The organism is Testudinibacter sp. 'clade 2', from assembly GCF_006227735.1.
Lineage (GTDB): Bacteria > Pseudomonadota > Gammaproteobacteria > Enterobacterales > Pasteurellaceae > Chelonobacter.
This window is the reverse complement of the sequence record NZ_VDHB01000175.1, coordinates 1-11,992: the sequence shown is the minus strand read 5'-3', so window position 1 is coordinate 11,992 and position 11,992 is coordinate 1. Positions and strand designations below refer to the sequence as shown.

8 protein-coding genes are annotated in these 11,992 nt (G+C 47.4%); 3 read left to right on the top strand and 5 right to left on the bottom strand.

From position 1 onward, the window contains the following. Positions 1-364: 364 nt before the first annotated feature. Positions 365-1,156, top strand: a complete 792-nt coding sequence (locus FHQ30_RS11965) for a DUF4198 domain-containing protein (protein WP_139611984.1) — start codon at positions 365-367, stop codon at positions 1,154-1,156. 64 nt (positions 1,157-1,220) lie between these two features. Here FHQ30_RS11965 and FHQ30_RS11960 read toward each other — a convergent pair whose 3' ends face one another. The 5 genes from FHQ30_RS11960 to ilvG form a co-directional block, all read right to left on the bottom strand. Further along, a complete protein-coding gene (locus FHQ30_RS11960) occupies positions 1,221-3,227 on the bottom strand; it encodes a BCCT family transporter (RefSeq protein WP_139611985.1) in 2,007 nt (668 codons plus the stop codon). Positions 3,228-3,425: 198 nt separating this feature from the next. After that, positions 3,426-4,958 carry a threonine ammonia-lyase, biosynthetic gene (gene ilvA, locus FHQ30_RS11955; protein ID WP_139611503.1) on the bottom strand — a complete coding sequence of 511 codons (1,533 nt, stop codon included), beginning with the start codon at positions 4,956-4,958 and terminating at the stop codon, positions 3,426-3,428. 15 nt (positions 4,959-4,973) lie between these two features. Beyond that, complete coding sequence (ilvD, locus tag FHQ30_RS11950) at positions 4,974-6,815, bottom strand: dihydroxy-acid dehydratase (RefSeq protein ID WP_139611502.1); 1,842 nt, start codon at positions 6,813-6,815, stop codon at positions 4,974-4,976. A 151-nt stretch (positions 6,816-6,966) separates the two neighbouring features. Further along, positions 6,967-7,194, bottom strand: a complete 228-nt coding sequence (ilvM, locus tag FHQ30_RS11945; protein ID WP_139611501.1) for an acetolactate synthase 2 small subunit — start codon at positions 7,192-7,194, stop codon at positions 6,967-6,969. A gap of 69 nt (positions 7,195-7,263) precedes the next feature. After that, complete coding sequence (gene ilvG, locus FHQ30_RS11940; RefSeq protein ID WP_139611500.1) at positions 7,264-8,919, bottom strand: acetolactate synthase 2 catalytic subunit; 1,656 nt, start codon at positions 8,917-8,919, stop codon at positions 7,264-7,266. A gap of 375 nt (positions 8,920-9,294) precedes the next feature. Here ilvG and dld point away from each other — a divergent pair, with 375 nt between their 5' ends. Then, a complete protein-coding gene (dld, locus tag FHQ30_RS11935; protein ID WP_139611499.1) occupies positions 9,295-10,998 on the top strand; it encodes a D-lactate dehydrogenase in 1,704 nt (567 codons plus the stop codon). A 137-nt stretch (positions 10,999-11,135) separates the two neighbouring features. Beyond that, entirely contained in the window at positions 11,136-11,951 is an 816-nt protein-coding gene (locus FHQ30_RS11930) for a shikimate 5-dehydrogenase (protein WP_139611498.1), read from the top strand. Positions 11,952-11,992 lie beyond the last annotated feature (41 nt).

The following is an 11,992-nucleotide window of genomic DNA, read 5'->3' as shown; positions in this document are numbered from 1 at the left end:
AAAAGAGTGGCGAAAAAGAGTCTATAGCTCAAATTATAAACAAAGATCAACAGACCCTAAATATACCCTTAGGGAGTTAACGTTGTTCAACGGTACACGCTTTGTAAATAAATTCAAGCTAGTTTCTTTTCTTAAAGCCCATTTCCTTGCGATAACGCTGTAAATATTGATACAGATCAATCCGTACCGCAGGATAAGCCTTAACAAGAGATGACTGAACTGCACATGCGCTTTTTGTCCATTTTACTTTACAAATCTTTGGTTGTGCCATTAGCAAAATATGTTAATATCGCAATCAATTCTCATTTACATCAAATTAAGTGAGAATCAACAACGTTCACCTAAATGAGAAAAGGATATTTTAATGAAAAAAGTCATGTTGACCGCACTTTGTGCTCTCTCTGCTAGCAGCTTAAGCCAAGCCCATGATTTATGGGTTTATGCCCAAGATGCCGAACAAGGTAAGCCGCTGCAAGCGGTGTTAGGTTACGGTGATAACTTCCCAGCAGGCGATCCGATTCCGGAAAAACGGTTGCATATTTTTCCACCGCTAGAATTGGTGACGCCGAACAAAACCGAAGCGCTGCAACAGCAAGGGGAAAACTATCACTATGTCAGCCCACAGGCACTGAGCGCAGGCGAATATAAAATCAGTTCAACCTATCGCCCAACTTTCTGGTCAAAAAATGCGGAAGGCTGGAAAATGCAAAACTTGAGCGAAGTGCAGGATGCCCACTATTGCGAGCAATCCAGTATGTATGCCACCACCTATTTTAATCTTGGCGGCGCTAAAGTCAGTGAATTTGCGCAAAAACCGGTCGGTTTAGAGTTAGAAATCGTACCGTTGGTTGATCCGAGCCAAATCAAGCCGATGCAAGTGGTGCCGGTGCAAGTGCTGTATAACGGTGAGCCGGTGAAAGGCGCCACCATTATCGGCACGGCGGATACCTTGACTAAACTGGATTGGGATGCGGTGATGGATCATCGTGAACCACAGGCGTTTTCCGGTAAAACCGATAAAAACGGGGTGATGAATTTTATCCCGTTGCTGCAAGGCAACTGGAAATTGAAAACCAGCCACGAAGCCGAGTTCCCCGATCAAAAAATCTGCCAGAAGAAAAAAATGTATAGCACTTATACGCTAAACATTCAGTAATATTAAACCCTAAAAGCGATAACAGCTCACTCCGGTTATCGCTTTTTTTTGTTTGCAATACAGATTACGCCGTCGGCTCCAACGGTGCCTGCACCATCAATTCGTTGGCTTCGCTGTTCAGCAGCACTAAGTAACGTTGGTACTGTTTCAACACATCAGCAATCAACTCTTCCGTGGTCATATACTGCACATCATAACCAATCCGTCCGTCACCAAAATAGCTCACCGGTTCAAACACCTGTTCATGTTTCATACTTGGCACGCTCTGCTCTTCCTGCATCGAAAGTGCGGTATCTTTGCTCTGAATCATCACGCCATAAATAAAGTCACGCATCACGCCTTTGTGGATCACCAGTTCGATACTGCGCTGTGGTTCATCCGTTTGGTTGATTTCTACCTGCAGCTGATGCTTATTCACCAATTCGTCACGCAATTGGCTAAACGCCGGCTTGACCACCTGTTGCAAGAATTGCTGAATATCCTCTTCTTGGGTCTGCTTCAAAATCTGGCCTAAGCGTTTTTTCCATTTGTCACCGCTCCAAAAAACCGTGGATTGGTTCAAACGGGTGTCGAAATAATTTTTATCCACCCGCAAGCCTTGCAGCAGACTGAAACACATCAACACCGTAATCACGGCAAACGGCAGTGCCACGACCAAGGTCATCGCCTGCACCGCTCCCAAGCCGCCGGAATTCAGCAAGGCGATCGACAAAATAATCATCACCACGCCCCATAGCGCACTTTGCCACTTCGGCATATCCGCAGTTTTACCGCTCGAGGCAATATTGTTTAATACAAAAATACCCGAGTCTGCCGAGGTGATAAAAAACAGTGACAAAATCAGCAACGCCAGCAAGCCGCTCAACGTCGGCAATGGAAAGTAGTCTAAAAACGCAAACAATAGGGTTTCCGGCGCCCCGGTCAAAGCACTTAATGCCCCGCTATGTTTCACATCTTGCAAAATAGCGCTGTCGCCGAAGATGGTAAACCACAGCAGATTAAAGGTCGCAGGGATGATCAATACCCCGAGGATAAATTCGCGAATGGTTCTGCCGCGTGAAATCCGTGCGATAAACAACCCGACAAATGGCGCCCAAGAGAACCACCATGCCCAGTACAGCACTGTCCAACCGCTAAACCAAGCGGTGTGCTGCGAATCATAGCTAAAGGTACGGAAACTGATCTCAATCAGATTACTCAGGTAATACCCGATATTTTCCGAGAAAACCGAAAGCAAATACACCGTTGAGCCACTAAACAACACAAACAGCATGAGTATCAGTGCCAGGCTTAAATTGATTTCGCTTAACCGACGCACCCCTTTGCCCACACCGGAAATCGCCGACAGCACCGCAATGCTGACCACCACGATAATCACGAATGAATTGCTGAAAAAGCTGTTTTCGCTCAAAATACCCACCGCCTGCAGACCGGCATTCAACTGTGACGAGCCGTAACCCAGTGTGGTAATGATCCCGAATAACGTGGCAATCAACGCCAGGGCATCAATGATATGCCCGTACACGCCGTGAATTTTATCACGCAACAACGGATAAAATGCCGAGCGAATCGACAGCGGCATCCGATAGCGAAAACCAAAATATGCTAGTGCTAATGCGATCGTACCGTAGATCGCCCAAGGGTGAATTCCCCAATGGAAAAAGGTGTAAAGCATCGCATTTTTCTGTGGACTATCTTGGGTAATAGGTGCTACCGAGTGCATCAACGGTTCTGCCACACCAAAATACATCAAACCGACCCCCATTCCGGCGGCAAACAACATCGCAACCCAAGAGAAAAACGGATATTCCGCCTCTTCGTCATCACTGCCCAAGCGAATATCACCCAAGCTGCTCATCGCCAGTAGCAGTAAAAACAGAATAAAACAGCTGACCGACAAAATGTAAAACCAGCTGAAATAGTCAAACGCATAATTTTTTGCTGCATTCAATCCTTGCTGCATCGATTGCGGAAACGCAATACACGCCACAGCAATCAGCAGCACAAATAGAAAACTCGGAATAAAAACCGGCAAACTGAAAGTTGAATGTTTTTTTAGTAAAGAAAACAAACTATTAACTCCTTAGGTATTATTAAAATATAGACTTTTATTGTATTTATAAGTATAAAAACCGCACTTATAATAATTTATTGGAATAAATAAATCAAATTTTAATCATAAAAAGGAATAAATAGATGTGTGATTATATAAAATCAGCATAAAAAACCTGCCAAATTCAGCAGGTTTGTCTGTTATAAAGGAAGGGTTTTACTTCAAAAAATACTGATACGAATCCGAATCGGTAATATCCTGATAGGCGTAGCCCAATTCTTCTAAATGGTGTTGGAACACCTGTTCGGTGGCTTCGCTCAGTTGGAAAGCACAGAGAATATCGCCGTAATCCGCGCCGTGGTTGCGGTAATGGAACAACGAGATATTCCACTGTGTGCCCAAGGTTTGCAGGAATTTGACCAGTGCGCCTTTCTGTTCAGGGAATACAAAGCTGTACAGTCGTTCACGTTGCGAGCTGGTGCTGTGTCCGCCGATCATATAACGGATATGGGTTTTTGCGACCTCATCATCGGACAGATCGTTGACATCATAGCCGTTCAAACGCAATTGACTGATGATCTCCTGTTTTTCCGTTTCGCCGCCACTGACCCGAACCCCGACGAAAATACCGGCTTGCTGGTTGTCGGCATAACGGTAGTTAAATTCGGTCACTGCCCGATCGCCTAGCAAATGACAGAATTTAAGGAAACTGCCCTTTTGTTCCGGAATCGTCACCGCCAACAACGCTTCATGTTTTTCACCGATTTCACAACGCTCAGATACATAGCGCAGGCTATGGAAATTCAGATTTGCTCCCGATAGAATATTGATCAGCGTTTCGCCTTGAATGTTGTGCAGCTTGACATATTTCTTCAACCCCGCCAGCGACAATGCGCCCGACGGTTCGGAAATCGCACGCACATTTTCAAAAATATCTTTCACCGCTGCACAGATTTCATCGCTGTCAACGGTGATCACCTCGTCTAAATAGTGTTGGCAAACCCGAAAGGTTTCATCGCCAATCCGCTTCACCGCCACACCATCGGCAAACAAGCCGACCCGCTCCAAATCCACCGGTTCGCCGGCTGCCAGTGCAGCTTGCAAGCAGGCGGAATCTTTGGATTCCACCCCGATCACTTTCACTTCCGGCATTAGCTGTTTGATTAACACCGCCACCCCGGCTGCCAAACCGCCACCGCCGACCGGCACAAAAATACGGTCGATATGTTGCGATTGCTGAATCAACTCCATCGCCAACGAACCTTGCCCGGCAATCACCGCCGGATGGTCAAATGGCGGGATAAAGGTCATATTATTGCTGTGCGACAGCTCAATTGCTTTGGCTTTGGCTTCGTCAAAATTGGCACCATGCAGCAGCACTTCGCCGCCGAAACCGCGCACCGCATCGACTTTAATCGACGGCGTATTTTGCGGCATCACGATCAGTGCTTTCAAACCCAATTTTTTTGCGGAGAGCGCCACGCCTTGTGCATGGTTGCCGGCAGAAGCGGCAATCACCCCGGCGGCTTTTTGCGCTTCACTCAACCCGGTGATCATGGCATAAGCACCACGAATCTTGAAGCTGTTGACCGGCTGACGATCTTCACGTTTGATATAAATGGCATTGTCAAACCGCTCGGATAATTTTGCCATTTTTTGCAATGGCGTGACCTCTACGACATCATAAATATTGGAGGTCAACACCGCTCTTAAGTATTCACTGCCGTTCGGTTGTGCTGAAAGTGTCATAATCCGATCCTACCGTCAATCCTGCAATTTACTGCGATCACGTACTGCGCCTTTGTCGGCACTGGTCGCCAACATCGCATAGGCTTTTAAGGCTAACGAAACCTGACGTTGGCGGTTTTTCGGTTTCCACCCCCGTTTTTCCTGCTCGGCACGGCGTGCGCGCAATACGCTGTCGGCTACCAATAATTCGATTTTACGCTGCGGGATATCAATTGAGATCACATCACCGTCTTGCACCAAACCAATTGTGCCACCGTTTGCCGCTTCCGGTGAAACATGTCCGATCGACAATCCAGAGGTACCGCCGGAAAAACGTCCATCAGTCAACAGTGCACATTGTTTGCCCAAACCCATCGATTTCAGGTAGCTGGTCGGATACAGCATTTCCTGCATCCCCGGCCCCCCTTTCGGTCCTTCGTAGCGGATTACCACCACATCGCCGGCAACAATTTTACCGCCCAAAATCGCTGCCACCGCATCATCTTGGCTTTCGAACACTTTCGCCTTGCCTTGGAATTTTAGAATCGATTCATCAACACCAGCAGTTTTGACGATACAGCCATTCTCCGCCAAATTACCGGATAACATGGCTAAGCCGCCGTCTTGGCTGTAAGCATGCGCTTTATTGCGGATACAACCGGAAGTGCGGTCATCGTCCAGCGTGTCCCAACGGCAATCTTGCGAAAAGGCTTCAGTGGTGCGGATGCCCGCAGGACCGGCACGGAAGAAGGACCGCACTTTTTCATCATCGGTGCGGATAATGTCATAGCGATCCAGTTGTTCCAACATCGAATAGCCCAACACGGTGCGGGTTTGGTTGTTCAACAGACCGGCGCGATCTAATTCCCCCAAAATCCCCATCACGCCACCAGCTCGGTGCACGTCTTCCATATGGTATTTGTTGGTATTCGGCGCTACTTTGCTCAGGCATGGCACGATACGCGACAATCGGTCAATATCATCCATATTGAAATCCACTTCGGCTTCCTGTGCCGCTGCCAAGAGGTGCAACACGGTGTTGGTCGAGCCGCCCATGGCAATATCCAAGCTCATGGCATTGTCAAACGCCGCTTTGGTTGCAATCGAACGTGGCAATACACTGTCGTCGTCTTGCTCGTAGTAACGTTTACACAGTTCTAAAATTTGTGTGCCGGCTTGCAGGAACAGTTGCTTGCGATCGGCATGAGTTGCCAAGCATGAGCCGTTGCCCGGTAAGCTCAAACCTAAGGCTTCGGTCAGACAGTTCATCGAGTTGGCGGTGAACATGCCGGAGCAAGAGCCGCACGTCGGACAGGCGGAACGTTCAATCGCTTCACTGTCGGCATCACTGACCTTTGGATCGGCACTTTGGATCATCGCATCGACCAAATCCAGCTTGATCAACTTGTCGGACAATTTGGTTTTGCCCGCTTCCATCGGTCCGCCGGAAACAAAAATAGTCGGGATATTCAAACGCAGCGACGCCATCAACATGCCCGGAGTAATTTTGTCACAGTTGGAAATACACACCATCGCATCGGCACAATGGGCGTTCACCATATACTCGACCGAATCCGCAATCAGCTCCCGTGACGGCAGTGAGTAAAGCATGCCGCCGTGCCCCATCGCAATGCCGTCGTCCACCGCAATGGTGTTGAACTCTTTGGCAATGCCGCCAGCGGCTTCAATTTCACGCGCCACCAATTGCCCCATATCTTTTAAGTGCACATGACCGGGCACAAATTGGGTAAAGGAATTGACCACCGCAATAATCGGTTTGCCGAAATCCTGATCTTTCACTCCGGTCGCACGCCACAGCGCGCGCGCGCCCGCCATATTGCGACCTTGGGTGCTGGTCGCCGAACGTAATTTAGGCATCTTTTTTCCTCTTTTATATTAATCGGTTATCCAAAGTGCGGTTTGACCGCACTTTTATATTATCCACTGGGCTATACTTTCATCAGACTATGCTTTTACTGGACTATGCTTTTACTGGACTATGCTTTTACTGGACTATGCTTTTACTGGACTATGCCTTCACTGCCACATATTGCACATCAAACAACTTGTCCAATTGGTTGATCAAAGCCTCGATCGGGCGTTCTGTCAGCACGCTAAAATCCAAGCAAATCTGCTCTGTTGTCGACGTCATGTGTAATTGGCTCACGCGGTAACCGCGGTGGCGCACCACCCGCAGTACTCGCTCCAACACTTCCGGTCGCCATTGGGCTTGTAGGGTCAACTGATACTGTTTCATGTTTCTCTCTTCACTGATTCAAACAAACGGTTGATTCAAACCGCACTTTGGCTTTTTAAATGCCGATAACTAAACACCAATGTCTTCCAACATCGTTTCATTGCTTGCCCCCGGCGGCACCAGTGGCCACACGTTTTCATCGGAGTCGATGCAAACATGCAGCAGGTACGCACCTTCACTGTCGAGCAGGCGCTGCAAGGCGTCTTGCACCTGATAGCCGTGTTCAATTCGCTCCCCTTGAATACCAAACGCCGCAGCCAAGGTCACAAAATCCGGGTTGTCATCCAAAATGGTTTCGCTGTGGCGCCCATGGAAAAACAGTGACTGCCACTGACGCACCATGCCCAAACGTTGGTTATCCAACAATAAAATTTTAATCGGCAGTTTACCCCGTTTAATCGAACCCAGTTCCTGCACATTCATCATAAATGAGCCGTCGCCACTGACCAAAATCACGCAGTCGTTCGGACGCGCTTTTTGTGCCCCGACCGCCGCCGGCAAGCCGAAGCCCATTGTGCCCAAACCTGCCGAAGTGAGATAATTTTCCGGTTGATTGTGTTGCATATGCTGTGCCGACCACATTTGGTGCTGCCCGACATCGGTGGTGACCACCGCACTTTGTGGTTGCATGGCCGACAGCGTTTTCAATAATGTCCAAGGATGAATAGTGGCTTGTCCGACATTCGGCGGATAGACGAAGGAAAAATCGGTGATTAAACGTTGAATATCCTGCTGCCACGGTGCAATATCCAATTCGGTTGATAATGCCTCAAAGGCTTGGCTTAAGTTACCACGCAACACAACATCCGCTTGGCGCAATTTATTGATTTCTGCCGAGTCAATATCCGCATGGATCACTTTTGCGTGCGGTGCAAAGGTGTCCAATTTACCGGTCACCCGATCATCGAATCGTGCGCCAAACACCAGCAATAAATCGCTCTCCTGCACTGCATAATTCGCTGCTTTGGTGCCGTGCATACCGACCATCCCCATATAATACGGGGTGCCGGCGGCAATTGCGCCTAAGCCTTTGATGGTAGAAATAGAAGGAATTTGGGTTGTTTGCAAAAAATTCCGCAATGCCACAACCGCACTTGCCATGCCAACACCGCCACCGATATATAAAACCGGGCGTTTGGCTTGTTGCAATAATGTCTTTGCTTGTTGTAAATGTTCGTCTAATTGATCCGCTGCTTGCTCCAACGGCAACACGATTGGCTGTGCCGTTGTCGGTGCAAATTGCACATCTTTCGGAATATCGACCAACACCGGGCCAGGGCGACCACTTTGTGCCACTTGAAACGCTTGCGCCAGAATCAGCGGCAACTCTTCAATATTTTGCACGATAAAACTTTGCTTGGTGCACGCCAGCGATAGGCCTAAGACATCAATTTCTTGAAACGCATCGGTGCCGATAAACGGCGTCGCCACCTGTCCGGTAATCGCCACAATCGGCACCGAATCCAACAGTGCATCTGCCAATCCGGTAATCAAATTGGTGGCGCCCGGTCCTGACGTGGCAATGCACACCCCCACTTTTTTGCTGGAGCGGGCATAGCCGATTGCCGCCATTGCCGCGCCCTGCTCATTACGGCACAACAAATGATCCAACCCTGAATCGTAAATCGCATCATACACCGGCATAATTGCGCCGCCGGGATAACCGAAAATCACCTCGACCTGATGCGCTTTCAAACTCTCTGTGACTAATCTCGCTCCGTTCATTTCTTCCCCATTTACCGCACTTTGAATTGATAAACCATTTTCAAAACCACAAAAAAACCCTCACCGGTTAGCGAGGGTTTACTGATAACAGACTGGTACAGACCAATTAGCAACACCGCTCGCTGTCGGTGATAATAATCACCAACCCGAGAAGAGTGCTAATAGTTCGGCTTACTTGCCTTTTTTGCTGCATTGATTATACCAATCTGCTCTAAATTCATTCATCTGGTTACATAAATACCATATTTTTCTAACGCTGCAAAACTTTTTTTCAATTTATGCCTAAATCTGGTGCTAAACTATTTCAGGCTGTTTATTTTGAAACAAACGGTATAGACTAAAGTGGCTTACCTGCCAAAAATTAAGGAAAATCGTATGGCGTCCTATAATCAAAAACAAAGTACTTTAATCCAACAACTTAAAAAAATCGTCGGCGAAAAGCATCTACTGACAGAGCCGAGCCGCACTTTGCCCTATCGACAAGGCTTTCGTTTCGGCAAAGGGCAAGCATTAGCGGTGGCGATTCCCGCCTCTTTAATTGAACAATGGCGCATCTTACAAGCCTGTGTCAAAGCCGATGTGATTGTAATTACCCAAGCGGCAAATACCGGTTTAACCGGTGGTTCCACCCCTGACGGCAATGATTATGACCGTGATATTGTGATCATCAATACCCTGCGAATCGATCATATTCAGTTAATCAACCAAGCGGAACAAGTCATCTGCCTGCCCGGCAGCACGTTGTTTCAATTAGAAGCCGAATTGCTGAAACATGGGCGTGAAGCTCACTCTGTGATTGGCTCATCTTGCCTAGGTGCTTCAGTGCTGGGCGGAATCTGCAATAACTCTGGCGGTGCATTGGTGCAACGTGGTCCGGCTTATACTGAAATGGCGCTGTTTGCGCAAATTGACAGCAACGGAGAACTGCACCTTGTCAACCATTTAGGCATCGAATTAGGTGACGATCCCGAAGAGATTTTGTCTCGTCTGGAACAGAAGCGTTATTTGGAATCCGATATTCAAAACGACGATCGTCTCGGACACGATCACCATTATTGCGAACACGTTCGCCAAGTGGATGCCGACAGTGCCGCACGCTTCAACGCCGATCCGCGCCGTTTGCACGAAGCCTCCGGCTGCGCCGGAAAATTGATGGTGTTTGCGGTGCGTTTAGACACTTTTCCATTGGAAAAAAATACGCAGGTTTTCTATATCGGCAGCAACCAAACCACCGAACTAGATGACATTCGCCGCCATATTTTAACGCAATTCCAATCCCTACCGGTCTCAGGCGAATATATTCACCGCGAAGCCTTTGATGTAGCAACGGTTTATGGCAAAGATACGTTTTGGGCAATCAAAAAATTGGGGACTAATAACTTACCCAAATTATTCAGTTTAAAAAATAAAGTGGATCGAGTCTGCGACCAAATTTCTTTTCTACCAAAACATATTTCCGACAAAATATTACAACTTTTCAGTAAAATTTTACCGCAACATTTACCGAAAAAAATGCTGGAATATCGCGATCGCTATGAGCATCATTTAATTTTGAAAATGGCCGGAAACGGTATTGAAGAAGCCAAAACATTTCTAAACTCCTATTTTTCCGAACATAGCGGTGACTTTTTTGTTTGCAATCCGCAAGAATCACAAGCGGCGATGCTGCACCGTTTTGCGGTTGCCGGTGCGGCTGTCCGTTATCGGATTATTAATCACAAAACGGTTGAAGATATTGTGGCGCTAGACGTTGCGCTGCGCCGCAACGATCGAGAGTGGTTTGAAACCTTGCCTGCTGAACTCGATCAAAAATTCATCCATAAACTGTATTATGGGCATTTTATGTGTCATGTGTTCCATCAGGATTACATTGCCAAAAAAGGCACTGATCCGGTCGCACTGGAAGAAGAGATGCTGCAATTGCTTGATCGACGTGGCGCACAATATCCGGCGGAACATAATGTCGGCCACCTTTATCATGCCAAGCCGGAACTGAAAAAATTCTATCGCGATCTGGATCCGACCAATAGTTTCAATCCGGGCATAGGCAAAACATCTAAATTAAAGAATTGGCAATAGATCTAAAGTGCGGTTTGGCTGACTGCACTTTTAACCCAACCTGAATCGTTTCAGTTTTTATCAAAAAAACGACTCAGATCAAATCTGCCAACAACATTTACAATTATACTGAAAAAAATGTCAACAAGGAGACGCTTATGATTAATAAAGATACCCAGCTCTGCATGTCGCTTTCCGGCAGACCCGGCAATTTTGGTACCCTATTCCACAATTACCTTTATCAGAAGCTAGGCTTGAATTTCATCTATAAAGCTTTTACCACCCAAGATATTGAGCATGCCGTAAAAGGCGTACGCGCATTAGGCATTCGCGGTTGTGCAGTTTCCATGCCGTTTAAGGAAAGCTGCATTGCATTTTTGGATGAACTCTCCCCCTCCGCCAAAGCCATTGATTCGGTCAACACCATCGTCAATGACAACGGTTATTTAAAAGCCTATAACACTGATTATATTGCCATCGCCAAACTGATCGAAAAATATCAGCTTAATCCAAAATCCAGTGTAATCGTACATGGCAGTGGTGGTATGGCGAAAGCGGTAGTGGCGGCATTTAAAGATGCCGGCTTCAAAACGCTCAGCGTATACGCCAGAAATCCGCAAACCGGCAAGCAATTAGCCGAATTGTATGGTTATCAATATATAGCCGGTCTCGAGCAGGCAAAAGCGGATATTATCGTCAACGTCACCCCGATTGGAATGGCGGGAGGCAAAGAGGCAACCGAGCTTTCCTTTCCCTTGGCAATGATCGAACAAGCGACCACTGCCTTTGATGTGGTAGCATTACCGGCGGAAACCCCACTAATCACCACTGCACAAAAACTGGGAAAACAAACCATTTCCGGGGCCGAAGTGATTGTGCTGCAAGCGGTAGAACAGTTTGAGCTGTATACCGGTAAAAGACCCGACGAGCTATTAGTCGCTGAAGCCAGCGCCTTTGCCAGAGCCCATGCTTAATCCAAAAATCAAAGTGCGGTCAACCGCACTTTGAATTCACT